General features: G+C 73.2%; 25 protein-coding genes. 12 read left to right on the forward strand and 13 right to left on the reverse strand.

The annotated features are described in order from the left end of the window. Positions 1-35: 35 nt before the first annotated feature. Genes AB0E91_RS15345 through AB0E91_RS15360 form a run of 4 tightly spaced genes read right to left on the reverse strand, consistent with a single transcriptional unit; the run spans position 36 to position 3,065 of the window. Positions 36-446 (reverse strand): hypothetical protein, encoded by a 411-nt coding sequence (locus AB0E91_RS15345; RefSeq protein WP_361780751.1) that lies wholly within the window; start codon positions 444-446, stop codon positions 36-38. A gap of 26 nt (positions 447-472) precedes the next feature. Further along, complete coding sequence (locus tag AB0E91_RS15350; protein ID WP_361780754.1) at positions 473-985, reverse strand: protease inhibitor I42 family protein; 513 nt, start codon at positions 983-985, stop codon at positions 473-475. A 5-nt stretch (positions 986-990) separates the two neighbouring features. Next, the gene (locus AB0E91_RS15355; protein WP_361780757.1) at positions 991-2,571 is read right to left on the reverse strand and encodes a peptidoglycan-binding protein; all 1,581 of its coding nucleotides are present in this window, start codon (positions 2,569-2,571) and stop codon (positions 991-993) included. Positions 2,572-2,582: 11 nt separating this feature from the next. Next, positions 2,583-3,065 carry a hypothetical protein gene (locus AB0E91_RS15360; protein ID WP_361780760.1) on the reverse strand — a complete coding sequence of 161 codons (483 nt, stop codon included), beginning with the start codon at positions 3,063-3,065 and terminating at the stop codon, positions 2,583-2,585. Positions 3,066-3,272: 207 nt separating this feature from the next. Here AB0E91_RS15360 and AB0E91_RS15365 point away from each other — a divergent pair, with 207 nt between their 5' ends. Together AB0E91_RS15365 and AB0E91_RS15370 are read left to right on the forward strand one after the other, a co-directional pair. After that, positions 3,273-6,221, forward strand: a complete 2,949-nt coding sequence (locus tag AB0E91_RS15365) for a BTAD domain-containing putative transcriptional regulator (RefSeq protein WP_361780763.1) — start codon at positions 3,273-3,275, stop codon at positions 6,219-6,221. Positions 6,222-6,407: 186 nt separating this feature from the next. After that, positions 6,408-6,590 (forward strand): hypothetical protein, encoded by a 183-nt coding sequence (locus AB0E91_RS15370; protein ID WP_361780766.1) that lies wholly within the window; start codon positions 6,408-6,410, stop codon positions 6,588-6,590. Between the two features lie 82 nt (positions 6,591-6,672). Here AB0E91_RS15370 and AB0E91_RS15375 read toward each other — a convergent pair whose 3' ends face one another. Next, positions 6,673-7,716: an endonuclease/exonuclease/phosphatase family protein gene (locus AB0E91_RS15375; protein ID WP_361780769.1), complete on the reverse strand. Its 1,044-nt coding sequence runs from the start codon at positions 7,714-7,716 to the stop codon at positions 6,673-6,675. Between the two features lie 87 nt (positions 7,717-7,803). On the opposite strand from AB0E91_RS15375, the gene AB0E91_RS15380 reads away from it, so the two are divergent. Both AB0E91_RS15380 and AB0E91_RS15385 read left to right on the forward strand, forming a co-directional pair. Then, the gene (locus tag AB0E91_RS15380) at positions 7,804-8,481 is read left to right on the forward strand and encodes a response regulator transcription factor (RefSeq protein ID WP_361780772.1); all 678 of its coding nucleotides are present in this window, start codon (positions 7,804-7,806) and stop codon (positions 8,479-8,481) included. Further along, positions 8,474-9,574, forward strand: a complete 1,101-nt coding sequence (locus AB0E91_RS15385) for a HAMP domain-containing sensor histidine kinase (protein WP_361780775.1) — start codon at positions 8,474-8,476, stop codon at positions 9,572-9,574. The genes AB0E91_RS15380 and AB0E91_RS15385 overlap by 8 nt, the downstream gene beginning before the upstream one ends. An 11-nt stretch (positions 9,575-9,585) precedes the next feature. Here the strand turns inward: AB0E91_RS15385 and AB0E91_RS15390 are convergent, their stop codons facing one another. Next, positions 9,586-9,843, reverse strand: coding sequence for a hypothetical protein (locus AB0E91_RS15390; protein WP_361780778.1), 258 nt, complete (start codon positions 9,841-9,843; stop codon positions 9,586-9,588). A gap of 1 nt (position 9,844) precedes the next feature. On the opposite strand from AB0E91_RS15390, the gene AB0E91_RS15395 reads away from it, so the two are divergent. Next, positions 9,845-10,066 (forward strand): hypothetical protein, encoded by a 222-nt coding sequence (locus tag AB0E91_RS15395; protein ID WP_361780781.1) that lies wholly within the window; start codon positions 9,845-9,847, stop codon positions 10,064-10,066. Between the two features lie 159 nt (positions 10,067-10,225). On the opposite strand, the gene AB0E91_RS15400 is transcribed toward AB0E91_RS15395, so the two are convergent. Together AB0E91_RS15400 and AB0E91_RS15405 are read right to left on the reverse strand one after the other, a co-directional pair. Then, positions 10,226-12,571, reverse strand: coding sequence for a serine/threonine-protein kinase (locus tag AB0E91_RS15400; RefSeq protein ID WP_361780784.1), 2,346 nt, complete (start codon positions 12,569-12,571; stop codon positions 10,226-10,228). Positions 12,572-12,762: 191 nt separating this feature from the next. Further along, positions 12,763-13,503: a VOC family protein gene (locus AB0E91_RS15405; RefSeq protein ID WP_361780787.1), complete on the reverse strand. Its 741-nt coding sequence runs from the start codon at positions 13,501-13,503 to the stop codon at positions 12,763-12,765. A gap of 133 nt (positions 13,504-13,636) precedes the next feature. Here AB0E91_RS15405 and AB0E91_RS15410 point away from each other — a divergent pair, with 133 nt between their 5' ends. The 3 genes from AB0E91_RS15410 (at position 13,637) to AB0E91_RS15420 (ending at position 16,369) form a co-directional block, all read left to right on the forward strand. Beyond that, entirely contained in the window at positions 13,637-14,272 is a 636-nt protein-coding gene (locus AB0E91_RS15410) for a TetR family transcriptional regulator (RefSeq protein WP_361781333.1), read from the forward strand. 102 nt (positions 14,273-14,374) lie between these two features. After that, a complete protein-coding gene (locus tag AB0E91_RS15415; RefSeq protein WP_361780790.1) occupies positions 14,375-15,061 on the forward strand; it encodes a pyridoxal 5'-phosphate synthase in 687 nt (228 codons plus the stop codon). A 108-nt stretch (positions 15,062-15,169) separates the two neighbouring features. Next, a complete protein-coding gene (locus AB0E91_RS15420) occupies positions 15,170-16,369 on the forward strand; it encodes an NAD(P)/FAD-dependent oxidoreductase (RefSeq protein WP_361780793.1) in 1,200 nt (399 codons plus the stop codon). Here the strand turns inward: AB0E91_RS15420 and AB0E91_RS15425 are convergent. Then, a complete protein-coding gene (locus AB0E91_RS15425; RefSeq protein WP_361780796.1) occupies positions 16,353-17,657 on the reverse strand; it encodes an MFS transporter in 1,305 nt (434 codons plus the stop codon). The two genes, AB0E91_RS15420 and AB0E91_RS15425, sit on opposite strands and share 17 nt — an antisense overlap. 70 nt (positions 17,658-17,727) lie before the next feature. On the opposite strand from AB0E91_RS15425, the gene AB0E91_RS15430 reads away from it, so the two are divergent. Further along, the gene (locus AB0E91_RS15430) at positions 17,728-18,723 is read left to right on the forward strand and encodes a helix-turn-helix domain-containing protein (protein ID WP_361780799.1); all 996 of its coding nucleotides are present in this window, start codon (positions 17,728-17,730) and stop codon (positions 18,721-18,723) included. Between the two features lie 348 nt (positions 18,724-19,071). Here the strand turns inward: AB0E91_RS15430 and AB0E91_RS15435 are convergent, their stop codons facing one another. Next, positions 19,072-19,716 carry an ATP-binding protein gene (locus tag AB0E91_RS15435; RefSeq protein WP_361781336.1) on the reverse strand — a complete coding sequence of 215 codons (645 nt, stop codon included), beginning with the start codon at positions 19,714-19,716 and terminating at the stop codon, positions 19,072-19,074. Between the two features lie 578 nt (positions 19,717-20,294). Then, positions 20,295-20,675: an STAS domain-containing protein gene (locus AB0E91_RS15440; protein ID WP_361780802.1), complete on the reverse strand. Its 381-nt coding sequence runs from the start codon at positions 20,673-20,675 to the stop codon at positions 20,295-20,297. Positions 20,676-21,012: 337 nt separating this feature from the next. On the opposite strand from AB0E91_RS15440, the gene AB0E91_RS15445 reads away from it, so the two are divergent. Next, positions 21,013-21,576: a sigma-70 family RNA polymerase sigma factor gene (locus AB0E91_RS15445; protein ID WP_361780805.1), complete on the forward strand. Its 564-nt coding sequence runs from the start codon at positions 21,013-21,015 to the stop codon at positions 21,574-21,576. After that, positions 21,573-22,940, forward strand: a complete 1,368-nt coding sequence (locus tag AB0E91_RS15450) for a zf-HC2 domain-containing protein (protein ID WP_361780808.1) — start codon at positions 21,573-21,575, stop codon at positions 22,938-22,940. Before AB0E91_RS15445 ends, AB0E91_RS15450 begins: the two co-directional genes overlap by 4 nt. A gap of 107 nt (positions 22,941-23,047) precedes the next feature. On the opposite strand, the gene purU is transcribed toward AB0E91_RS15450, so the two are convergent. Both purU and AB0E91_RS15460 read right to left on the reverse strand, forming a co-directional pair. Next, positions 23,048-23,932, reverse strand: a complete 885-nt coding sequence (purU, locus tag AB0E91_RS15455) for a formyltetrahydrofolate deformylase (RefSeq protein WP_199587489.1) — start codon at positions 23,930-23,932, stop codon at positions 23,048-23,050. Positions 23,933-24,027: 95 nt separating this feature from the next. Next, positions 24,028-24,528: a hypothetical protein gene (locus AB0E91_RS15460; RefSeq protein WP_361780812.1), complete on the reverse strand. Its 501-nt coding sequence runs from the start codon at positions 24,526-24,528 to the stop codon at positions 24,028-24,030. A gap of 117 nt (positions 24,529-24,645) precedes the next feature. Here AB0E91_RS15460 and AB0E91_RS15465 point away from each other — a divergent pair, with 117 nt between their 5' ends. Further along, positions 24,646-25,971 (forward strand): ABC transporter substrate-binding protein, encoded by a 1,326-nt coding sequence (locus AB0E91_RS15465; RefSeq protein WP_361780814.1) that lies wholly within the window; start codon positions 24,646-24,648, stop codon positions 25,969-25,971. Positions 25,972-25,992 lie beyond the last annotated feature (21 nt).

Below are 25,992 nucleotides of genomic sequence, written 5' to 3' on the forward strand. Positions count from 1 at the left end.
GCGGCCGGTGGGCGGCCCCAAGTGCCCCTGCCTGCCTACGCCCCGTCGTGCGGCCGGTCCCCGCGCCCCTCCCGGACGTCCCGGCGCATCCCCATGATCTCGGCCACAGCGTCCAGCCAGCGGACGGCACGTTCCTCGGCCTCGGGTCCGGTGGCGACCTGGGCGGCCGTCTCCAGCCACTCGCGCAGCTGCGCGGAGGCCGCCGGGGAGGGCAGCGGCTCGGGCAGGTCCGCCGCGTACCGCAGGCCGCCCGCGCGGGCGATGTCGGCGACGAAGGCCACCGCGCGCGGCACCACGCCGAGCCGGTCCAGGCGCACGGCCGCCGCGACGGCGCCGTCCCCGAACAGGGCGGTGCGCAGGGCGTCCTGGGTCAGTCCGTAGCGCAGCAGGGCGGGTACGTCGGTGTCGGCGAGGACCTGGTCGTCGGTGCGGGGTGCGGAGGGCATGGTCGGGGCTTCCGGTCGCGGGCGGATCAGCGGATCGTGATCGTGTAGACGAAGAACGCCGGGCGGTCGTCCGGGGTGCCCGACGCCGTCGGGAAGGGGCTCACCGAGGCCGTGCCGGTGACGGACGCGCTCGGGAGCGGCGCGCCCGACTCGGTGCCGCTGTGGCAGCGGGCCATGGGGCAGTGCAGCAGCCGCACGGTGGCGCTGCCCTTCTCCAGGGCGGTGAAGTCGAAGTACTGGGTGCCGTCGCCGCCGCCGATCAGGCCGCCGCCGCCCTTCTCCTCCTCGCGCTTGCCCCGGTACTTCACCAGCCGGGCGTCCGGCTCCGGCTCGGCCAGGTACCAGTTCTGGCCCAGCTCCGGGTTGGCGGGCACCTTCAGCGTGAACTTGTCGCCCGTGTGCACGGTGAGGGCGCGCTTCTCGGTGCCGTACTCGTCGGCTCCGCCGGAGGAACCGCAGCCGGTCAGCAGGAGGAGGGCGGCGGCCGCGGCCGCCGCCGCCTTCGCCGCGAGGGGGAACGATGCGCTGCGCTGGGTCACTGTGCTCAGTCCTGCTCGATGTAGACGCGGTTGACGTTGCCCTCGTGGGCGGCCGAGTAGCGGTCGTCGGCGGCCGCGCTGAGGTCGCCCTTGACGAAGTCCTCCTCGCTGACCCAGGTGGTGGTGCCCCAGGGGTTGTAGATCTGGAGCTTGTCCCCCTCCTGGCCGATGATCATCATGCTGTGGCCGTGCCAGTCGCCGTTCTCGTCGGTCCGCTCGATGTTGATGGGCACGGGCTTGCCCTCGGCGACCGACTTCTCGATGTCCGGCAGCACGCCCCGGCGGTCGTCGGCACTGCCCATGTCATGGCTCTCGTAGGAGTCGCCGGTGTGCGGGCTCAGCTCCTTGTTGGAGATGTCCACCTGGCCGTCGGAGTCCATGCCGGCCGGCTCGCGGTCCCACCACCAGCCGGAGTTGGCGCCGTCGCCCTCCTCGTGCAGCCGCAGCTGTTCGTCGGTCAGGCGCTTGCGGAAGTGCTCGGGGTCGTCGTCCGTGCCGTCGGGGCCGCCGGTCAGCTCCAGGGCGTACACCGGGTCCACGAGGGCGCGCGCGGTGACCGTGGACGAGGGCACGCAGGTCTCGCCGTCCTGGTCCCACAGCTTGCCGTTGAAGTCCTGGTCCTCCTGGCCCGTGGCCGAGGGGGCGTTGCCCGTGGTCACCGGCGAGAGGTGCTCACGCAGCCACACCGGGTCCTTGCCGTGGATCTTCTTGTCGAAGGTCTCGACCTCGTCGACGGAGTAGCCCGCGGCGAGGCTCTTCATCAGGTACGCCTTCTCCTGCGGCGTGGTGGCCCCGGCGAGGAGCTGGTCCATCCGGGCGCGGTCGGCCGGGGAGAGGGCGTCCATGGCGCGGCCGGAGCGTTCGAGGTCGTTGGCGGTGAGGATCTCGTTCAGCTCGGGGTCACCGCCGGGGTTGCTGGTGTCGGCCAGCATCAGGCGGTCGGCCGCGGTCAGTTCGCCGGTGTGCATCGCGCCCGCTCGGGCTTCCGTGGCCCACTTGTTGAGGTCGCGGGCGGCCGCGCGGGCCGCGTCGTCGGCGGCCACCGCCGCGTCGTGGCGCAGGTCCACACCGGTGGAGGCCAGCGAGCGGGCCTTGGTGCGGGCGGCCTCCTCGCCGTCGTCCTCCCACCAGTCGTCGAAGAAGCCGTCCTTGCCGCCCAGCATCCCGCGCGCCTCGCTCAGCTTGGCGCGGCCGTCGCCGTCGGTGCTCTTCGCCGCCTTGAGCGCGTCGGCGAGCTTCAGGAGCGCCTTGCCGCCGCCTTCGAACGCCTCGGACATGCGCTGGGCGTCCCGTGCGGCGGCGGCCACCACACCGGAGGCGAGCACGCTGGTCTCGCCGACCCACACCTGGGGCAGGCCACTGCGGGAGATCCGGTCGGCGCGGTCGTGCAGCCGGGCGGCGTCGTCCGCCTGGTCCCGGTAGCGCTTGGCCAGCGTGTCCAGGGTCGACTGGTCGCCCACCGGGGCGGAGACCGCCAGGGCGGCGTCGATCGCGTCGATGAGGTCGTTCTTGCTGCCGGCCCCGGCGATGGTGCCGCGCAGGCCGTCGAGCCGCTTGCGGCGGTCCGTGGTGTCCTCGGTCGTCATCGCGCGGCCCCTCAGTAACCGGACAGCGCCGAGGGGCGCTCGGCGCGGGTGGGCATGGTGGTCACATGGTCGGGGCCTGCCGGGGTGGGCATGGTCGTGACGTGGTCCGGGCCCGCCGGAGTGGGCACGGTGGACACGTGACCGGGGCCTGCCGGGGTGGGCATCGTGGTCAGTCCGGCGGGCCCGGCGTGGACGCTGCGCACACTGGTGTCCACGAGGGCGTCGCTGCCGTCGTACGCGCCCTTGGACAGCCGTACCTTGTCGGCGAGTTCGTGCAGCGCGTCCTCAAGGGTGCGGGCCTCGGACTCCCAGGCGGCGGCGTACGCGTTGAAGGCGGCGGCCGCGTCGGTGCCGCCGAGGGTGTCGTCCGGGTAGCACAGCGCCGGGGCGACGGCCGTACGGATCGCGCCCGCGTCGTCGCCCGCGCCGTCCAGTTCCTTCGCCTGCCCGGTCAGACCGGACCTGACCGTGTAACCACCCGAAGACGTGCCCATACCGCTCCCCCGTTCGACACCGCCCGACCGCCGGGCACGCTAACACGGTTCGCACGCACGGACGTTCCCTCCTCCGCACGGCATGTGGAGGGTTTGTGGAGCCAACCGCGCCGCCTTGTGATCGGCGTCTCGCACGGCTGACGGAAGCGGGCTCAAGAAGGCAAACTGGCCTAGGTATAGGGACGACAGGCCCTGGGGGGCGAGCGCATGGACGGTGGGCCGCGAGTGCCTGAGCAGCGGGTCAGCGGCTTCGCCGGGTTGCGGTTCGGGGTGCTCGGGCCGGTGCGGGCGTGGCGGGGCGCGGAGCCGGTGCCGACCGGGTCGCCGCAGCAACGCGCCTTGCTGGCAGCCCTGTTGCTGCGCGAGGGGCGCATGGCCACGGCCGCCGAGCTGATCGACGCGCTGTGGGGCACCGAGCCCCCGCCCCGGGCACTGGCCGCGGTGCGGACGTACGCCTCGCGGCTGCGGAAGGTGCTGGACCCCGGGGTGCTGGTGAGCGAGTCCGGCGGCTACGCCGTACGAGGGCTCGGTGACGGCGCGCTCGACCTCACCACCGCGCAGGAACTGGCAGCGCGCGCCGAAAAGGCGCGTGGGGCAGGGAACTTGGCCGAGGCGTGCAAGGCGCTGCGCCTCGCGCTCGCGCTGTGGGAAGGGGAGCCGCTGGCGGGCGTGCCGGGGCCGTACGCCGAGACCCAGCGGGTGCGCCTGGAGGAATGGCGGCTCCAACTCCTGGAGTCCCGGCTCGACATGGATCTGGAACGGGGCGACCACGCCGAGACCGTCTCGGAGTTGACCGCGCTCACGGCGGCACATCCGCTGCGCGAGCGGTTCCGCGAGCTGCTGATGCTCTCCCTCTACCGCAGCGGCCGCCAGGCCGAGGCGCTGGCCGTCTACGCCGACACCCGGCGGCTGCTCGCCGAGGAGCTGGGCGTGGACCCGCGCCCCGGACTCAGCGAACTCCAGCAGCGCATCCTGCGCGCCGACCCCGCCCTCGCCGGACCCACGCCGCCGCCCGCCGAGCCCACGGTGGTGGCGGTCAGGCCCGCGCAACTGCCCGCTTCCGTACCGGACTTCACCGGCCGCGACGCGTTCGTGGCCGAGCTGAGCGAGGTGCTCGCCTCGGCCTCGGACGCGGAGGGCCGGGTGATGGCGGTGTCCGCGCTGGCCGGGATCGGCGGCGTCGGCAAGACCACCCTCGCGGTGCACGTCGCCCACCGGGCCCGGGCCGCCTTCCCCGACGGCCAGCTGTACGTCGACCTCCAGGGCGCCGGCCCCCGCCCCGCCGAGCCGGAGACCGTGCTCGGCGCCTTCCTGCGCGCCCTCGGCACCCCGGACCGCTCGATCCCGGAGTCCCCGGAGGAGCGCGCCGCCCTGTACCGCTCGGTGCTCGACGGCCGCCGGGTCCTGGTGCTCCTGGACAACGCCAAGGACGCCGCCCAGGTACGCCCCCTGCTGCCGGGCACCGCGGGCTGCGCGGCGCTGGTGACCGCGCGGGTGCGGATGACCGGGCTCGCCGGGGCCCATCTGGTGGACCTGGACGTGATGTCCCCGGAGGAGGCCCTCGCGCTGTTCACGCGGATCGTGGGCGCCGAGCGGGTCGCCGCCGAGCGCGAGGCCGCCCTCGACGTGGTCGCCGCGTGCGGCTTCCTGCCGCTGGCGATCCGGATCGCCGCCTCCCGGCTCGCGGCCCGCCGCACCTGGACCGTCTCGGTGCTCGCCGCCAAGCTGGCCGACGAGCGGCGCAGGCTCGACGAGCTCCAGGCCGGGGACCTCGCGGTGAAGGCCACCTTCGAGCTGGGCTACGGCCAGCTGGAGCCCGCCCAGGCGCGCGCGTTCCGGCTGCTCGGCCTCGCCGACGGCCCCGACCTCTCCCTGGCCGCCGCCGCTGCCGTACTGGACCGCCCGCAGGAGGACACCGAGGACGTGCTGGAGTCCCTGGTGGACACCTCCCTGCTGGAGTCCGCCGCGCCCGGCCGCTACCGCTTCCACGACCTGGTCCGCCTCTACGCCCGCTCCTGCGCCGAGCGCGACGAGGCGGCCCCCGGCGAGTGCGCGGCCGCGCTCTCCCGGCTGCTGGACTTCTACCTCGCCACGGCCGCCCGGGTGTACGCCATCGAGCGCCCCGGCGACCGCACGGTGGAGCACCTCGACCCGGCCGCGCACGAGGGGCTGGCCTTCGCCGGGCACCGCGACGCGCTGGACTGGCTGTACGCGGAGGCGGATCCGCTGCTCGCCTGCGTACGCCAGTCGGCGTCCGGGACGACCCTGCGGCGGGCGGTGGACCTGCTCCTCGCCTGCAAGGACCTCGCCGAATCGGGCGCCAACGCCCACCAGTTCGGGACGGCCGCGACCGTCGTGCGGGACGCGGCCCACGCCGCCGGGGACGCCCGCACGGAGGGCCGGGCACGCACCACCCTGGCCCAAGTGCACATGGCGGCGGGGCGGTTCGGCGAGGCGGAGGCGGAGGCGCAGCGGGCGGTGGAGCTGGCGGCGGACGCGGCCGACCCGTGGATCGACTGCAACGCCCCCAGCGAGCGCGGGATCGTCGCCGCCTACCATCAGCGCAACGAGGAGGCGGAGACCTACCTCCAGCGCACCCTGGACGCCTACCGCGCCGACGGCAACCTGCCCGGCGAGGCCAGCGCCCTGTGCAATCTGTCCCGGGTGCGGCTCGCGATGGGCCGGGTGGACAGTGCGGTGGAGCTGGCGGGGGCGGGCGTCGCCATCTACCGTGACCTGGGCCTCTCCGTCCGTCTGGCGAACGGCAGTTACGCCCTCGGGCTCGCGCTCGCCGAGTCGGGACGGCAGGACGAGGCGGAGTCACGGCTGACGGAGGCGCTGACCATATTCCGGGACAGCCGACAGCGGCTGTGGGAGGGCATGACGCTCTTCCGGCTCGCCGGGGTGCGGCTCGCCGCCGGGTGGCCCGCTGCCGCCGCCGCGCAGGCCGAGCAGTCCCTTTCGGTGCTGCTGCACGTCGGCGGGGACTGGCGTCGGGCGGGTGTGCTGACCGTGCTCGGCAAGGCGCTGGACGCGCTCGGGGAGTCGGACCGGGCGCGGGCCTGCTGGACGGACGCGCTGGCCGTCTTCGAGCGGCTGGACTCCCCCGAGGCCGCCGAGCTGCGAAAACTCCTCGCTCCGGCGGCGACGGGCTGACAACGGGGGCCCCGGAGCGCCGCGTTCATCATTCGTTTATCGTGCCCGAGCACTCTCTAGGCAGTCGGCTCGTCGTCACGGGGGACGCACAGGCCGGCTGGGCCCCGGCCCGTCCGGAAGTCCTCGGGGGAGCGGCCGGACGGGCCCACCGTCCCAGCACACCTTCACAGCAACGGAGTTCAGACGATGAGCGACGCCAAGAAGTCCGACACGGTCACTCCGCAGGAGAGCCACATCACGGGTGGGGAGACGGCGGACGCCGCCGAGGCGACCCCGCAGGAGAGCCACATCACCGGCGGCGAGAACGCCGAGGACCTGGCCGACGTCACCACCCTGGAGAGCCACATCACCGGCGGCGACCCGCGCTGAGACTGCTCCACAGGGGGGGGAGCACGGGGGACGTGAGGCCGCGGCGGCGCGGATTGGGGGAGCCGTCGCGGCCTTCGTGTGTTCACCAGCCGATACGGGCCGCCACCGGCAGGTGATCGCTTCCGGTGTCCGGCAGCGTCCATGAGCGGTCCGGCCGCACCCCCCTGACCAGGATCTGGTCGATCCGCACCATGGGGAACGCGGCGGGCCAGGTGAAGCCGAAGCCGTTCCCGGCCGCGTCCTGGGCCGAGTGGAGCCGCGCGGTGATCCCCGCGAACGCCCGGTCGTCCGTGGTGCCGTTGAAGTCCCCGAGCAGCACCACCCGCCCGCTCGTGTCGGCGGCCAGCTCCTTGCCGAGCGCCCGCGCGCCGATGTCCCGGCTGTCCGTCCAGAAGCCCTTCCTGGGCATGAGCCGTACGGACCCCAGGTGGGCCACGTACACCGTCAGCGGCCCGTGGTCCGTGGTCACGGTGGTGCGCAGCGCCCGGTTTCCGGGCAGCTTGTCGGCGTCCGTTTTGGTGGCCGCCAGCGGGCCGTAGTTCATGATGTCGATCATCCGCGTGCCCGAGAGCGGCAGCGTGCTCCACAGCCCGACCGTGCCCCGCACCACGTGGTACGGGTACGCCTTCGCGAGCCCCTTCTCGTACGCCGGTGTCGCCTGCGGGGTCAGTTCCTCCAGGGCCAGCACGTCCGCGCCCGAGGCGGCCAGGTCGCGGGCGGTGGCGGCCGGGTCGGGGTTGCCGGCGCCGACGTTGTGGCTGACCAGGGTGAGATCGCCGCCCGGGTGGGACTTGTCGCCGAGCAGCCCGCCGAAGAGGCTCAGCCACACGGTGACCGGCAGCAGCAGCGCGGCCACCGCCGAGGCGGACCGGCGCCACAGCGCGCCCGCCAGCAGCACCGGGACGAGCAGACCGCACCACGGCAGGACGTTCTCCAGCAGACTGCCGAGACCGCCGACGTCCGGGACGCTCGCGTGCAGCAGCATGAGCAGGCCGAGCAGCAGGGCGAGGGCGGCGAGGACCGGGCCGCGCTTCCAGGGCTCAGGCCGGGAGACGGCGTGGATCGCCCGGTGGAGGCCCGCGCGCCATCGGGCGGCAGGGCTCGGTCCGGGGGTGTTTCGTGTCATGCCGCCAGTCAAGGGAGGGTGATGTTGCCGGGGCGTATGCGCTTTTCGATACGCCGCCGATATGTGCCTACTCGTAGCCTTTCTCCCATGCGTGTGCTGATCGTCGAGGACGAGCCCTATCTGGCCGAGGCCATCCGTGACGGCCTGCGCCTGGAGGCGATCGCGGCCGACATCGCCGGGGACGGCGACACCGCCCTGGAGCTGCTGGGCGTCAACGCCTACGACATCGCCGTCCTCGACCGCGACATCCCGGGGCCCTCCGGCGACGAGGTCGCCCGGCACATCGTCGCCTCCGGCAGCGGGGTGCCGATCCTCATGCTCACCGCCGCCGACCGGCTCGACGACAAGGCCTCCGGGTTCGGGCTCGGCGCCGACGACTACCTCACGAAGCCCTTCGAACTCCGGGAACTGGTGCTGCGGATCAGGGCGTTGGACCGACGACGCGCCCATCACCGGCCGCCCGTACGGGAGATCGCCGGGCTGCGGCTCGACCCCTTCCGCAGGGAGGTGCACCGGGACGGGCGCCATGTCGCCCTCACCCGGAAGCAGTTCGCGGTGCTGGAGGTCCTGGTCGCGGCCGAGGGCGGGGTGGTCGGCGCGGAGGAGTTGCTGGAGCGGGCGTGGGACGCGAACGCGGACCCGTTCACCAACGCCGTACGCATCACGGTCTCGGCGCTGCGGAAGCGGCTGGGGGAGCCGTGGGTCATCGCGACGGTGCCGGGGGTCGGCTACCGCATCGACACCGATGGGGACGCGCATGCCTAGGCCGCCCGGGGTGAGCGTCCGCCTCAAACTCACCCTCAGCTACGCGGGGTTCCTCATGCTCGCGGGTGCGCTGCTGCTCGCGGCCGTGTGGTGGTTCCTGCTGCGGTACGTCCCGGAGCGGGCGCTCATCGTCCCGGGGTCCACGGAGAACCCGACGGTCGGCGACGTCTTCCCGGTCCGCTCCAACCTCCTGCGTGTGTTCGCGCCGAGGGCGTTCGCGGTGCTGGCGTTCCTGCTGGTGTTCGGGCTGGTGGGCGGGTGGTTCCTCGCGGGGCGGATGCTCGCGCCCCTGGCCCGCATCACGGAGGCCACCCGCAGGGTCGCGGGCGGCTCGCTCTCCCATCGGGTCGAACTCCCGGGCCGCCGGGACGAGTTCCGCGAGCTGGCCGACGCCTTCGACACGATGCTCGCGCGGCTCGACGCGCACATGGCCGAGCAGCGCAGGTTCGCCGCCGACGCCTCGCACGAGCTGCGCACCCCGCTGGCGATCACGAAGGCGCTCCTCGATGTCGCCCGCACCGATCCGGACCGCGACACCGACGCGCTCCTCGCCCGGCTCAGCGCCGTCAACACCCGGGCGATCGACCTCACCGAGGCGCTGCTCCTGGTCAGCCGTGCGGAACAGCGGACCTTCACCCGGGAACCCGTCGACCTGTCCCTCCTCGCGGAGGAGGCGACGGAGACCCTGCTCCCCCTCGCGGAGCGGCACGGGGTCACCCTGGAGACCTCCGGCGACATCACGCCCACGCTCGGCTCACCGGCGCTGCTGCTCCAGCTGGCGACGAATCTGGTGCACAACGCGATCGTCCACAACCTGCCGGGCGGGGGCACGGTGTGGGTAACCACCGACACCGGTCCCGGAATCGCCGTACTCACGGTGGAGAACACCGGCGAGCCGCTCACCCCGGAACTGGTCTCGACGCTCACCGCCCCCTTCCGGCGCGGCACCGAGCGCGTCCACACCGACCACGCGGGCGTCGGCCTCGGCCTGGCCATCGTCAGGACCATCACCGAGGCCCACGACGGCACGCTGACCCTGACCCCGCGTCCTGCGGGCGGGCTGCGCATCTCCGTGGAACTGCCCGCGAGTTGATGCCCCGGGCGTCACTCCGCCCGCTCGGCGTCCGGCTCCGCCTCGCAGTAGTCCAGATCCACGTTCACGGCTCCGGCCGGCACCGGCACCCGCGTCTGCGCGCTGTCCCGCGCGGGCACGTCCACCTCGGCCCGCCCGACCGTGAGTTCGTCCCCCGAGCTGTCCAGGAAGTGGACGTAGGCGGCGTACCGCACCTCGCGCTTGTTCGGGTTGGTCACCTCCACGGTCGCGTACGGAACCGAGGTCGTCGCACAGCTCAGCACCCGCACCGTGCCGTCCTCGACCGAGCTTCCGCCACCGCTGGCGGACGAGGTCGGCCGGTGCGTACGCGGGCTGCGATACCCGCCCGAGCCGCTCCCCGAGGAGTCGTCGTCGGTGCTGCCGTACGAATCGTCCGGGTCGTACGTCGGGACGAACCCGGTGACGGAGTCGTCGGACGAGCCCCCGGACGAGTCGCCCGACGACCCCCCGGACGAACTCGTGCTGTCGTGATCCTGCCGGGAGCTGCTGCACCCCCCGCCCCCACCAGAGCCGTGCCCACTGTGCCCGTGCCCCCGGGAAAACCCCGTAAGCGCCAGCACCGTCAGTGCCAGCACACCCGTAAACCTGAGTCCGCGCCCCCGTAGTCTCATGCGGTTCACCCTAATGGCCTCACACCGTCCGCGCCGTCCCCGTCCCCTTCTCCGCGTCCAGCGCGTACACGCAGCGGTCCTTGCTGCAGGCGTAGACCACGCCGTCCTTGACGACCAGGGAGCCGGTGATCTCGCCGCCGGTGGCGAGTTTCCAGCGGAGGCGGCCGTCGTCGGCCTTGAGGGTGTAGATGAGGGCGTCGGTGGAGCCGAAGTGGATGCGGCCCTCGGCGACGGAGGGGGCGCCGACGACGTCGCCGCCCGCCTGGAAGCGCCACTTGGGGGTGCCCGTGACCGCGTCCAACGTGTACAGGCCCTTGCCGCTGCCTACGTGGACGTGGCCGCCCGCCACCAGCACCGGTTCCACCGAGGCGCGGGACTCCGTGGCGATGCGCCAGCGGTCGCGGCCGTCGGCGGCGTCGAGGGCGTAGACGGTGCCGAGGTAGTCGGCGAGGTAGACGCCGCCGCCGGTGACCGCGGCGCCGGGGACGAAGGCGGGCGGGGCGAGGAAGACCGCCGGGGCCTCGAAGTGCCAGCGGACGCGCCCGGTGGCCGCCTCGATGGCGAGGACGCGGCTGCCCGCACAGAGGTAGACGTGGCCGTCGTCGGCGGGAGTGAGCCGGACCGGGACTCCGCCGCAGGAGGCCGCGTCGCCGACCGGGTAGGACCAGCGCTCCTCGCCGGTGCGGGCCTCCAGGGCGCGCAGCCGGGCGTCCTGCCAGACGTAGACCGTGCCGTCGTGGACGACGGGTCCGGCCTCCGGGGACTCGAAGTCCGTCTGGCAGCCGCTGATCTCCCACAGCTTCTGGCCGCCGGCCGCCTCCCACGCCTGGGCGCCGCCGCCCCGGGTGCCGGTGACGACGGTGCCCCGGTCGGCCTTGAGGGAGTACACCCAGGCGTCCGTGGACAGCCGCCACAGGTCGGTGCCCTCGCGGGCGTCCAGGGCGAACAGGGTGGGCCCGTCGGAGGCGTGGATACGGCCGTCGGCGATGGTCATGGACCAGGCCACGTCGCGCGTCTTGAAGCGGCGGCGGCCGGTGGCCACGTCGAGGGCGTGCACCTCGAAGGAGGTGACGTAGACGAGGTCGCCGTCGACCGAGGGGGTGCCCCACACGTCGTTGGACATGCGGAACCGCCAGGGCCGCCAGCCGATCGTCTCCGGCTCCTGCGCCGGTACGGGCGGTACGGCGGGGTCGGCGCCGAGGACGCCGGGGCGCGGCCGGGACCAGCTGGCGACGAGCCCGGCCTCCGGCGGCGGCGCCTTGACGGCGGCGGCACGGGCGTCGGCGACGCGCGGTCCGGGCCCGATGGGCACCTCGACCCCGGCGAGCCGGACCGGCCCGGTGTCGGGCCCGCCCAGCGGGACCGGCGCCGGGGACGGCACGACGGGATCGTACGACGGCGGCGGGGGCACGGCGGCGCGGCCGGCGCTGCGGGGGCCCGGCGGCAGCGGGGCGGGCTTGGCGGGCGGGCGGCCGCCCCGGCGGGCCTCGATGAGCGCGACGGCCTTCTCGGGCAGCCACGCGGAGGCGGTGCCGGAGTCGTCGGAGCCGGAGCCGAACAGATGCGGGGCGAGCTGTGCCTGGAGGTCGGCGGGGCTGGGGCGTCCCGGGGCCTCCATCTGCATGCAGGCGTCGATCAGCGGGCGCAGCTCGTCCGGGAGGCCGGTGACGTCCGGGCCCTCGCGCAGCAGCATGAACACCGTCTCGACCGGGTTGGCCCCGTGGAAGGGCGGGTGCCCGGTGGCGGCGAAGACCAGGGTGGAGCCGAGCGAGAACACGTCGCTGGCGCCGGTGACGCTGCGGGAGTCCTTCGCCTGCTCGGGCGACATGTAGGCGGGGGTGCCGACGGCGACGTTCGTCATCGTCAGCCGGGTGTTGGACACCCCGGAGGCGATGCCGAAGTCGATGACCCGGGGGCCGTCCTCGACCACGAGCACGTTGGACGGCTTGAGGTCGCGGTGGACCAGGCCCGCGCCGTGGATCGACTGGAGGGCCTCGGCGACGCCCGCCGCGAGCCAGCGCACCGCCTGCGCCGGGAGCGGGCCGCAGTCGTTCACTATCTCTTCGAGCGAGGGCGCCGGGACGTAGGCGGTCGCCAGCCAGGGCACCGCCGCGCGCGGGTCGGCGTCGACGACGGCGGCCGTGTAGAAGCCGGAGACCGCGCGGGCCGCCTCCACCTCGCGGGTGAAGCGGACGCGGAAGAGCTGGTCCTCCGCGAGCTCCGTGCGGACGGTCTTGATCGCCACTCGCCGGCCGGACGCCGAGCGCGCCAGATAGACCAGCCCCATGCCGCCGGCCCCCAGCCGGCCCAGCACCTCGAACGGCCCGATCCGCCGCGGGTCGTGCTGCGTCAGCTGATCCACCACTTGCCTGCCACCTCCCCGTACGAGCCGCGTCGCCCACCTGCGGACGCGGCCGTAGTGCAGCGTCTCACCACCGCACCGCCCTGGCGGCACGCACCCCGATTCTTCCTGGCCGGGCGGCCGGTTGCGAACCCGGCCACCAATCGGGGTGTGTCGTGCCCAATCCCGTCATTTCGCCGCCGCGCGGTGCTCCGTCACCGGTGCAGCAGCGCGAACGACGCCCCCTGATTGTCGGTGACGACGGCCACACGTCCGTACGAGGCGTCGAAGGGCGGCACCTGGACCCGTCCGCCGAGCCGCCGTACGGTCGCGAGGGCGGCGTCCAGGTCGTCCACCCGGAAGTGGACGACGAAATGCGGGGGCATCTCGGCCGGGAACACGTCGGCCACGTCCGCGCGGCCGAAGTCGGGCTCGATGCCCGAGCCGAACAGCGCCTCGTGGAAGAGGGCGCCGTAGAAGGCGTTCGCGGCGGCGGTGTCGCGGGTGTACAGCTCGGCCCAGACGAACGTGTCCGGCTCCCGGCGGCGCCCGAATCCGGGGAGCGAGCCGGGCTGCCACAGCCCGAAGACGGCGCCCTCGGGGTCGGCGGCGAGGGCGGCGGCGCCGAGGCCGTCCACGGGGAAGGGCCCGGAGATCAGGGTTCCCCCGGCTTCGGTGATCCGGCGGCCCAGCGCGCGGGCGTCCGGGGTGGCGAAGTAGACCGTCCAGACGGTGGGCATCCGCCCGTCCGTCTTCGGGGCGAGCGCGGCGACGGGTTCGCCGTCCAGGCGGGCCCACACCGAGCCGCCGGGGGCGGTGTGGGCCTCCTCGGCGGGCTCGAAGGTCCACCCGAAAAGTTCACCGTAGAACCGCTTGCCCGCCTCGACGTCGGGCAGTTGCGCGTCGACCCAGCAGGGCACGCCCTCGCCGTACGCCGGTGCACTGTTTTCGGCCATATCGTCAAAGTAACCGCGACGCGCGCACCCCGCAGACCAGGGAAATCGCCCCGAGATGGCCGGGCACCCCATTTGCAGTCGGCCGAATAGCGCTCCTGCTCCCCGTCGGTAAGCTGACGGCATGACAGGACAAGTGCGTACCGTCGACGGCCGCGTGGCCGGCCGGCGTGGGCAGGCGACCCGGCAGAAGCTGCTCGACTGCCTCAGCGAGATGCTCAGCTCCTCCCCCTACCGGGACGTCAAGGTCATCGATGTCGCCCGGAAGGCGGGCACGTCGCCCGCGACCTTCTACCAGTACTTCCCGGACGTCGAGGGGGCCGTCCTGGAGATCGCGGACCAAACCGCCTCGGAAAGCGCCGAGTTGGCCGAACTGCTCGCCGGTCGCAGCTGGGCGGGCAAGGCGGGCTGGCAGACCGCGCAGGAACTCGTGGACGGCTTCATGGACTTCTGGCGCCGCAATGACGCGATCCTGCGCGTGGTCGACCTCGCCGCGGCCGAGGGCGACAAGCGCTTCAACAAGCTCCGCATGAAGATCCTGAACGCGGTCAACGGCCCGCTCACCGAGGCCGTGGCCGAACTCCAGGCCAAGGGGCGGGTGGACAAGGACATCAACCCGTCGGCGATCGCCGGTTCCCTGGTCACCATGCTCTCCTCGGTCGCCGCGCACCAGAAGGGCTTCTCCGCCTGGGGCGTGAAGCAGGCCGAACTCAAGCCGACGCTCTCGCTGTTGACCTATCTCGGCGTGACCGGGAAGAAACCCGCCAAGTAGCGCGCACCCCAAGTCCTGTCTGGCGGGCGGTGGTCCACTCGGGTGGACCACCGCCCGTCCCGCGTCCGGAGCGGGCGCGCGGCCGCGGGCGATACTCGGTCCATGGCACACGAGGAGACCCCGGCCCACCCGGATCTGCACGCCCTGCTGCGCACGCTCGCGGTGTGGCCGCCCGGGGCGACCGAGCTGCGCCCCTTCGACCCGGCCACCGCGCCGCCCTCCCCGCTGCCCCTGTTCACCGCGTGGTTCGCGGACGCCGTCAGGGCGGGGCAGCCGGAGCCGCACACCATGTCGCTGGCGACGACCGACGAGGACGGGCATGCGGACGTACGGATCGTGATGCTGCACGGCGCCGACGCCGCGGGCTGGTCCTTCGCCTCCCACGCCACGAGCCGCAAGGGCCGCGCCCTGGATGCCCACCCCTACGCGGCCCTCGCCTTCTACTGGCCCGTCCTCGGCCGCCAGGTGCGGGTGCGCGGCCCGGTCACCACCGCCCCGGCCGAGGAGGGCCAGGCCGATCTGCACGCCCGCTCCACCGGCGCCCTCGCGGCGGCGCTCACCGGCCGCCAGAGCGCGGAGCTGGCCTCCCCGGAGGTGCTGCGCGAGGCGTCCGAGGAGGCGTGGCGGCAGGCGCGCGAGAACCCCGCCGAGCCGGTTCCCGGGTGGACCCTCTACCACCTGCGCCCCGAGGTCGTGGAGTTCTTCCAGGGCGACGCGGACCGCCGTCACGTGCGTCTGGAGTACCGGCGCACCGAGTTCGGCTGGGAGCGCCAACTGCTGTGGCCGTGAAGCGTTTTCACACCTTTCGCACGACGCACACATCATCGTTGTCGATCCGCAACCAATTCCGGTCTTGACCGATACCCATCAACCGGGGGTGTGATTACGCTCGCGCTCATGGCCGACTCGCGTCCCTCGTTCGCGCACCTGACCGCGACCCCCGCCGACCGTCCCGTCTATGTCATCGGCGCCGGTCCCGGCGGACTCGCCGTCGCGCACGCCCTCAGGGCGCGCGGGGTGCGGGCGGTGATCCTGGAGAAGGCCGACCGGGTCGGCGCGTCCTGGCGCCGCCACTACGACCGGCTCCGGCTGCACACCACCCGCCGGCTCTCCGCGCTGCCGGGCCTCGCGATACCCCGCGCGTTCGGCCGCTGGGTGTCCCGCGACGACGTGGTGCGCTACCTGGAGAAGTACGCCGAGCACCACGAGCTGGAGATCGTCACCGGGGTCGAGGTGTTCCGGGTGGAGCCCGCCCCGGACGGCGCGGGCTGGCTGCTGCACGCCTCCGGCGGCCGGGAGCTGACCGGCAGCGCCGTGGTCGTCGCCACCGGCTTCAACCACACCCCGCGCCTGCCCGACTGGCCCGGACTCGAGGACTGGGACGGGGAGTTCCTGCACGCGAGCGCCTACCGGAACGCCCGCCCGTTCGCCGACCGGGACGTGCTCGTGGTCGGCGTGGGCAACACCGGCGCCGAGATCGCCGTGGACCTGGTCGAGGGCGGGGCCGCGCGCGTCCGCCTGGCCGTGCGCACCGCCCCGCACATCGTGCGCCGCTCGACGGCGGGCTGGTCCGCCCAGTACACCGGCATCCTGGTACGGCGGCTGCCGGTGCGGCTCGTGGACCGGCTCGCCCGGCCGATGGCCCGCATCAGCACCCCCGACCTCGCCGAACACGGCCTGCCCCGGCCGGAGTCCGGCCTCTACAGCCGGGTGCGCGAGGGCGCGATCCCGGTCCAGGACGTGGGCCTGATCGACGCGGTGCGCAAGGGCAAGGTCGAGATCGTGGCCGCCGTCGAGGGGTTCGAGGACGGCAAGGTGTCCCTCGCCGACGGCACCCGCGTGGCCCCGGACGCGGTGATCGCGGCCACCGGGTATCTGCGCGGCCTGGACTCCCTGGTCGGCCATCTCGGGGTGCTGGACGGCCGGGGGCGCCCGGTGGTGCACGGCGCCCGCACCCCGAAGGAGGCGCCGGGGCTGTACTTCACCGGGTACACCAACCCGATCAGCGGCATGTTCCGCGAACTCGCCCTGGACGCCGAGAAGATCGCCAAGTCGGTCGTCAGACGGACGGCCCGCGAGGCTACGCGGGAACGGTGAGCGCCGGGCGGCGCCGGATCACCAGGACCATCAGTGTCGCCGCCGCGCACAGGGCGCCGGAGGCGTACCAGACCATGTCGTAGGTGCCGAACACGTCGCGGGCGACCCCGCCGAGCCAGGCCACCAGGGCCGCGCCGATCTGGTGCGAGGCGAGCACCCAGCCGAACACGATCGCGGAGTCGTCGCCGTACCGGTCCCGGCACAGGGCCAGGGTGGGCGGGACGGTGGCGACCCAGTCCAGGCCGTAGAAGACGATGAAGAACACCATCGGCGGGTGCACCTCGGGGCCGAGGTTCAGCAGCATCGGCAGGAAGAGCAGCGAGGTCCCGCGCAGCGCGTAGTACACGGCGAGCAGGCGGCGCGGCTCGAAGCGGTCGGTGAACCAGCCCGACGCGATCGTGCCCGCCACGTCGAAGACGCCGATGACCGCGAGCAGCGAGGCCGCCGCCGTGACCGGCATCCCGTGGTCGTGGGCGGCGGGCACGAAGTGGGTCTGGATCAGCCCGTTGGTGGAGGCCCCGCAGATCGCGAAGCTGCCCGCGAGCAGCCAGAACGGCCCGGTGCGCGCGGCCCTGGCGAGCACCCCGAGCGCCCGGCGGGCGGCGCCGGTCACCGGCGGCGGCTTCGGCACGAACTCCTTTGCCCCGTACGGCGCGAGGCCCACGTCGGCCGGGTGGTCGCGCAGCAGCAGCCAGACGAAGGGGACCACCGCGAGGGCGGCGGCGGCGACCGTGACGGCGGCCGGGCGCCAGTCGCGGCCGGTCTCGATCATCCAGGACAGCAGCGGCAGGAAGACCAGCTGACCGGAGGCCGAGGCCGCGGTCAGAATGCCGCTGACCAGACCGCGCCGCGCGGTGAACCAGCGCCCGGTGACGGTCGCGGCGAAGGCCAGCGCCATCGAGCCGGACCCGAGACCCACCAACAGGCCCCAGCACAGGATGAGTTGCCACGGCTCGGTCATCCACACGGTGAGCCCGGAGCCCAGCGCGACCACGGTCAGCGCGACGGCGACCACGCGGCGGATGCCGAAGCGGTCCATCAGCGCGGCCGCGAACGGCGCGGTCAGGCCGTAGAGCGCGAGGTTCACGGAGACGGCCGCGCCGATCGTGCCGCGCGACCAGCCGAACTCCTCGTGCAGCGGGTCGATCAGCAGCCCGGGCAGGGAGCGGAAGGCCGCCGCGCCGACGATCGTGACGAAGGTGACGGCGGCGACGAACCAGGCGCGGTGCACCCGGCGTCGCCCGGCCGGAGTCCGGGGGGCGGCGGTGGCTTCGCTTGTCTGAGTCACAGCTCAAGGGTCGGGGCCGCTTGCGCGCGCATCGAGTGGCCCGCAGGACAGTGTTCGTTAGGATCGGGCCATGGCCTCGTCCGGAGAATCCCGTCCGCACCGCGTCGTCGTCCTGGCCCTGGACGGCCTGCTCCCCTTCGAACTGGGCATCCCGCACCGCATCTTCACCCGCGCCCGGGACGAGCACGGCCGGGCGCTCTACGAGGTGCTGACCTGCTCGGTGCGCCCGCCCGGCCCGGTCGTGACCGACGCCGACTTCACCATCCACGTGCCCCACGGCCCCGAGGCCCTGGCCACGGCCGACACGGTGATCGTCCCGGCGTCGTACGAACTCGGCCCGCTCTACGACGACGGCAGGCTCACCCCCGAACTGGCCGCCGCCCTCGCCCACGTCCGCCCCGGCACCCGCATGGCCTCCATCTGCACCGGCGTCTACGTCCTCGCCGCCGCCGGATACCTCGACGGCCGCCCGGCGACCACGCACTGGTCCGACGCGGACCGTTTCCAGCGGATGTTCCCGGCGATCCGCGTGGACCCGGACGTGCTGTTCATCGACGACGGCGACGTCCTCACCTCGGCGGGGGTCGCCGCCGGGCTCGACCTGTGCCTGCACATCGTGCGCCGCGACCACGGCGCGGCCGTCGCCAACGAGGTGGCCCGGCGCACGGTCGTCCCCCCGCACCGCGACGGCGGCCAGGCCCAGTACATCCACCGCCCGGTCCCCGACCCCCAGCTCGCCACCACCACCGCCGCCCGCACCTGGGCCCTCGCGCGCCTCCACGAGCCGATCCAGCTGCGCGACCTGGCCGCCCGGGAGGCGATGTCGGTGCGCACCTTCACCCGCCGCTTCCGCGAGGAGGTCGGCGTCAGCCCCGGCCAGTGGCTCACCCAGCAACGCGTCGAACTCGCCCGCCGCCTCCTGGAGTCCACCGACCTCCCCATCGACCGCGTGGCCCGCGACTGCGGCTTCGGCACGGCCCAGTCGATGCGGTCGCATCTCCAGCAGAACCTGGGGGTGACGCCTACGGCCTATCGGCGGACGTTCCGGGCGGCCGTACGTACGTAGGGGGCTCACGGGCCGGAGGGCCCGGCCGAACAGGCTTGCTGGACGGGCTTGCTGGACGGGGCGGGAGCTTCGCCGTTCTCGGCAAGCGCTCCCGCCCCGCGCGGACCGGTCGGCGGCACATCCCCCGGGCGTGTCCCCCTGTGCACACCCGGCGCCGCCGGCCGGTGCGACCCACACCCGGCGAGGACTCCGTCACCCCGGCCCTCGCCGTCCCCTCGCGGCGAATCGACGCACGCCGACGTGTTCACACACACTCGACGCGTCAACACCGTACGGGCGCCCGGTACTTCGGCGCACTTCGCGGGGACCGCGCACGGGAGCACGCCCGGCGCATCGCCGGGACAGGAATCACACGGCCTCGAAGGTGAAGTCCTCGTACGCGGCCATGCCGCCCCCGTACGCCATCGCCACGCCCTCCCGGGGCGGCGAACAGCGGTCCAGTTCGCACCAGATGCTCTTGCCCGCGCCCTCGGCCTGCCAGCCCCAGCGGTCGGCGAGACAGTCCACGAGGGCCAGACCCCGGCCGCCGGTGGCGTCGTCGCCCGCGCAACGCGGCACGGGGGCACGGGAGCTGGCGTCGGCCACCTCCAGGCGCACGGTGGCGGAGACGACGGTCACGCCCGTCTCCTCCGCGTCCCGAGCGGCCTCCGGCGCCGCGCCGTCCCCGGCCGCGCCGGTCACTCCGGCGGCTCCGGCGGCTCCGGTCGCCCCGGCGCCTCTGGTGTCCACGGCAGCTCTGGCGTCCCCGGTCGCTCCGGTCTCCGCGTCCCGCTCGGGCTCCGGTCCGCCGGCCGCGCCGCCCGGCAGGGAGAGCCGCAGCAGGGCCGGACGGCCCGTGTGCACCACCGCGTTGGTCACCAGCTCGGAGACGAGCAGGATCAGGGTCTCGGCCAACGGTTCGTCGGCCGCTATCCCGAGCCCGGCGAGCCGGGAGCGGGCCCACTTGCGTGCCCGTCTCACCTCCTCGGGGTCGGGCCGGATCTCCAGCTGCACTTGAAGCACCTGCACCGCTCACACCATCCGAACCGGCGGACACATGACCCCGCGCCACCCGTCGTTCGCGGCACGATCCGCGACGACCGGTACGGCGAGGGCCACGATCGTAGCCATTTTCTGCATGGCCAGAACAACGGCCAGAGCAAGGGTCACGGAACGTGATTCCCTTACGAGACAGCATGGTTGACGTACAGTCACCCCAACAAGCGCTTCAGGCATATTCCCGCGCGAAGGAGTACCCGTGCGGCATACTGTGCGACGCGCATGTCGAGGAGTCGAACAATCGGGCCGGTATTCCACCGTCACCCCATGAACAGCGGCGCGCGACACCGCGTCCGGGAACGCCCCAGGGGCATCACCGGCACCACTGGTGCTCGCGGCCACTCGCATCTCACCCAAGGTACCCGAGCGGAGCGCCGACTCCGGGCCGTGACGAGTCGCGGAACGGACACAACCCGATATCGACGCTCAGTGATGCGACTTTGCCACGATCCGCGACATCCGTGGCCATGAATTTCCGCGTCCCTACGCCGAATTAACGGAAGATCGTCTTCCGGAACAACTCCCGGCTCCGCTCAGGCCGTGAGCGAGTCCGGCTCGTCGGCGGTGGCGGAGGCCACGTCCGCGCGCACGTCGAAGAGGCGCCGCACGCCGAGGGCGCCCAGGACCCGGTTCACGTGCGAGCCGTCCTCCGCGCCCCGGTCGGGCAGGATCAGCCGCAGCCGGCCCTGGCAGGAGCGGATGAGACGGCGGGATGCGATGAGCACGCCGACCCCGCTGGAATCGCAGAAGAAGACGTCGGAAAGGTCGAGGACAAGGCGGTGATGCCCCTCGGCCACCACGTCGTGCACCCGCTGGCGCAGCACCGGTGAGGTCACCAGATCCAGTTCACCGCAGACTCGGAGCACGGCCCACGCGCCCCGCTCGGCGCCGGTCACTTCGAATGCCACGGCCACACCCCTCCGCTCGGCGGATCTCGCGGAACCGCCCGGAAATGGAAGCAGTCCCTACGTTTCTTTCCGCGCGGCTGCCCAGCGGGCGTTTCCCTGAAACACGAATTGGCAAACCGCGGAGGATCGGCAAAGGTCTTGTTTCGGTCACTATCAATCCTGTTCGATCGGAGTTGGACCATGCAAGAGTGAAGACCGTGTGAAGGAGGCCCTATCACCTGCGACGCAGCAGGGGGCGCACATTGACACAAAGGGGCGTGCGCTGTCAGACGTGCCGACTACATTCGAGAGAAGGTCACCGGGACACCGGCCCGGGCGAGCACCGGGCGAGGGGAGGAACGGCATGGCGCAGCAGGACGTACCGCCCCGCTGGGACCGCGTGATGCAGCAGCGGCTGGCGCGCGGGGAGGCGGCGGCGCTCGGTGAGCTGTACGACCGGTACGCCTCGCTGGTGCACGGCCTCGCCCACCGCGTCCTCGGCGAGGAGACCGCCGCCGACGCCCTGACCCGCGAGGTCTTCGCCCACCTGTGGCAGCACCCCGAGACCTACGACCCCCGCCAGGAACCGCTGCGCACCTGGATCGCCTCGGTCACGCGCCGCCTCGCCGTGCGGCGGCTGCGGGACGACGAGACGGCCGCGCTGGACGGGGACGGCGGCTCGCCGGAGGAGGTCGAGCACAAGGTCCAGCGCGCGGCGGTGGCCGCCCGCGCCGACTACATCGTCCACTCGATGCCCCAACCTCTGCGCGCCGCCCTGGAATTGGCCTACTTCCAACGCCGTGACTACCGCCGCACCGCCGTGGATCTCGACGTCACCGAGGACGAGGCCCGCCGCCGTCTCCGCCTCGGCCTCCAACTCCTCTCCACGGCCCACGACACCCCACCGCCCGACGGGGGAACCCGATGACACCCCACGACCCCCGCGAGCCCCGCACCGACGGCACCGAGGAGCGCCTGCCCCGGCAGCAGCGCCGCAACGGGTCCGTCACCGGGGAGAGCCCGGCGGCACGGCCAGGCCAGGAGAACACCCGAGCACGGCCCGACAGAGTCGGTCCCCAGAGCCGAACAGGCAGCGAACACCCCGGCACGGAGGGCGCCGGAGCCCGGCCCGACGGTGAACGCGTCGCAGCGGACGGCTTCAGGGCGCGGGCCGAGCGCGGGCCGCTTCCTCGAGAGGGCGAAGAGGGTGCGGAAGTCAGCGCGGCGCTGTCGCACGAGGTGCTGCGGTCCCTGCTCGGGGCCTGGGCGCTGGCGGCCTGTTCGGCGGCGGAGACGGAGGCCGTCGAGGAGCACTTGGGCGACTGCGGGGCGTGTGCCGACGAGGCGCGGCGACTGCGTGAGGCGGTCGGGCTGTTGCACCGGCCCGAGCCGCTGGACGTCGACCCCACGCTGCGCACCCGTGTCCTGGAGACCTGTCTGAGCCGCCGCCCGCCGCGCATCCCGGTGCCCGACTGGGCCGACGCCTACGACGCCGAGACCGCCCGCCTTGACGCCCTGCTGCAGGACTTCGGCGACGCCGAGTGGCACGCGCCGGTCCGGCTGCGGTGGTTCGGGGCCGAGGGCGAGACCAGCCGCCGTACGACCGTCGCCGGGGTCATCGCGCATCTGCTCTCGGTGGACGGCCTGGTGGCCACCGCGCTGGGCCTGGAGGACCCGCTGGCCGAGGCCCTGGCCGAACAGGCCCGCGGCGCCGGCGGCCCGGCCGAGCGGACCGAGGCGTACTGGCGGGCCTCGCACTTCCCGCCCACGCGCCACGTCCGCGAACCCTGGCGCGACCAGAGCCACCGCCTCGTACGCACCGCGTCCTTCACCGGCGGCCGCGCCCGCGGCTTCGAGGTGTCGTACGGCGACTTCGCGCTCCCGCTGCACGACGCGATGCTGGACCGCGCCTTCGAGTGCTGGGTCCACGCCGAGGACATCGCGCGGGCGGTGGCCTACCCCTACGACCCGCCCGCACCCCGCCACCTGGGCAAACTGATCGACCTGGCGATCCGCACGCTCCCGTCCGTCCTGGCCGCCCGCCCCCAGGCGCCGGCCGGTACCGTCCTCCTGGAGATCGAGGGCAGCCCGTACGGCGGCACGTACCCGATCCCCCTGGACCCCCGCACTCCCGACGCCGACCAGGTGGCCCAAGTGGCCCTGGACGGCGTGGAGTTCTGCCGCCTGGCAGCGGGCCACGTCTCCCCGGAGGAAGCGGCGGCGGGCCAGAAGGGGGACAGAGAGGCGATCAGGACAGTATTGACAGCAACAGCGAGTCTGAGCCGGATGTAGGAAACGGCGGGCTGTCCAACCTGAAGGGGCGCGGGGCTGTGTCGATGTGCGGCTACCGCCGCGCGGGCGCGACCAGCCAAAGACGACCCGCACCCGCCGACGAAACCTCAGGCAAACACCACAGTCCGGCGCCCGTTCAAAAGAATCCTCCGCTCCGCGTGCCACTTGACGGCCCGCGCCAGCGCCTGGCACTCCACATCCCGCCCCACGGCGACAAGCTGGTCGGGGGTCACCTCATGCCCCACCCGCTCGACCTCCTGCTCGATGATCGGCCCCTCGTCGAGATCCGCGGTGACGTAATGCGCGGTCGCGCCGATGAGCTTCACCCCGCGCTCGTGCGCCTGGTGATACGGCTTCGCACCCTTGAAGCTCGGCAGGAACGAGTGGTGGATGTTGATGATCCGCCCGCTCAGCGCCTTGCACAGGTCGTCCGAGAGGACCTGCATGTAGCGGGCGAGCACGACCAGTTCGACCTTCTCCTCCCGCACCAGCTCCAGCAGCCGCGCCTCCGCCTCGGCCTTGGTGTCCCTGGTCACGGGGATGTGGTGGAAGGGGATGTTGTACGACCCCACCAGTTCCTCGAACTCGGTGTGGTTGGACACCACGGCCGCGATCTCCACGGGGAGCGCCCCGGTCCGGGCCCGGAACAGCAGGTCGTTCAGGCAGTGCCCGAACTTGCTGACCATGAGGACGATGCGCATCTTCTGGTCGGCCCGATGGATCTGCCAGTCCATGTGGAAGGCGTCACCGATGGCCGTGAAGCTGGCGCGCAGCTTGTCCACCGTCACCGGCTCCTCGGCCGTGAAGTGGACGCGCATGAAGAACAGACCCGTGTCGTGGTCGCCGAACTGCTGGCTGTCCTCGATGTTGCAGCCGGTCATGAAGAGATAGCTCGACACGGCGTGCACGATGCCCTTTTTGTCGGGGCACGAGAGAGTCAGGACGTACTGGTCCGCCGCACCGGCGGCGACGCGGCTGGGCTGCTCGTTCATGCGTCACACGATCTCACGCCGGACCGCCCCGGCGGGCGGGGTGTCCGGCAGTCGGACCCACGGCGGATCCACGACGGCGCCGACCGGCTTGGGCCCTACGCGGACCTGGTTATGATCTGCAGCACTTCGAGGCTGCGCGGCGGCGCCTCCGGGTCGTCCGCGTCGCTCGTCGCGAGCCGCAGATGGGCGTCGCGCGCGGCCCGTACCGCCTCCGGCCAGCCGGGGTGGTCGAGGTAGGCGGAGACGGGGGCGTCCGGGCCGACCTGGTGCATGATCCGCAGGACCCGCAGTACGGCGGTGTCGACGAGCGCCGCCTCCTGCGAGTCCCGGAATATCGTGCCGACGTATTTCTCGGCCGACCAGTTGTCGAGCCAGGTGTCCTCCACCAGCCGGTAGACGGCGTCGGTGACGTCGCCGTACCCGGGTACGCCGGCCAGCCAGACGTCGCGCTGGAACACCGGGTCGGAGAGCATGTGCAGCGCGGAGCGCACAGTGCAGCGCCAGCGCCACCACGGCATGTCGTTGAGTGGCATGACGCCCATGGTGGTGGAGCGGCGGCCGCGACGGGAAGTGTTCTCCGAACCTTGCACGGTCAACGATCGTACGTTCCGTGTCCCGCGCGCCCCATTCGCCCCCGCTGTTCACCTCACTGTCACCTGCCGTCGACCGAGGGTCACCTTCGGGTTGGGAGCGTGAGGGAATCGTGCGTGTCCATGACCGGCAGGCGACTCCCCCGCAGCTTCTTCCGCTCCCCCCTCCCTCCGCGCACCCGCACCGCGGCCCGGTACGCCGGGTCACTGGCCGTGTGCGCGTCCCTCCTCGCCGGGTGCGGGGTGATGAGCGGCTCGGACTCCGGGGACGACACGGTGAAGGTCATGACCTGGGCGCCGGAGAACACCCGGGCCACCAACAAGCCCGGCATGCCCGCCATGGCCGCCGCGTACGCGAAGTGGATCAACTCGCGCGGCGGCATCGGCGGCCGCAAGCTCCAGGTGCTCACCTGCAACGAGCGCAACAACAGCGTGGCCGTGGCCCGCTGCGCCCGGCGCGCGGCGGACGAGGGCGTGGTCGCGGTCGTCGGCTCGTACAGCCAGTACGGCGACTCCTACCTCGCCCCGCTGGAGGGGGCGGGCATCCCCTACATCGGCGGCTACGGCGTGACCAGCGACGAGCTGACCAGCCCGGTGTCGTACCCGGTCAACGGCGGTCAGCCCGCCCTGCTCGCCGGGCTCGGCCGGGCGCTGGCGGCCGACTGCGGCCCCGTCACGCTGGTCCGGCCCGACAGCATCGCCGGGGACGAGATGCCCCCGCTGTTCGACGCGGGCCTGAAGGCGGGCGGCCATCCGGCGGCGACCGACCAGCTCGCCGCCGACGACGCCACCGAGTACAGCTCCGCGTCCGACCGGGCGCTGCGCGGGGCGACCGCGGAGCCGGGGAACAAGGGGTGCGTGGTGCCCGCGCTCGGCGACCGCACCGACAATTTCATGGACTCCTTCCGGCGCGCCCGCACCGACTTCCCCGGGGTGCGCACGGCGACCGTGCTGGGCAGCGTCGACCAGTCGCTGATCAACGCGACGGGCGGCGCGGACGGGCCGTACGAGGGGGCGTACGTGACCAGCTGGTACCCGGTGGCGTCCGATCCGCGCTGGGGCTCGATGAAGAAGATCATCGACACGGAGGCGTTCGGGGACAACCGCATCGACCCGGCGGACGCCGGGGTGCAGACCACGTACCTCGCCTACACCGTGCTCAAGGCCGCCCTGGAGCGGATCGGGACCGGCGAGGTGAGCGCGGACACCGTGCAGCACACCCTCGACCACGGTCTGCGGGTGGGCACCGGCGGTCTGACCCCGACCCTGCACTGGCCGGACGAGACCCCGCTGGCGGCGGTCGGCTTCCCCCGTCTGGCCAACGCGGACGTGACCGTCCAGGTAGTACGGGGCGGCAGGCTGGTCGCGGCGAAGCAGGACGCGGCGGGGTCCTCCACGGTCACCGACACGACCAGCACCCTGGAGAAGCTGGACGAGGGCCGGCTGTGACCCGAGCCGCGTCCGGCGGCT

Source organism: Streptomyces sp. NPDC026659 (genome assembly GCF_040638245.1).
Classification (GTDB): Bacteria; Actinomycetota; Actinomycetes; order Streptomycetales; family Streptomycetaceae; genus Streptomyces.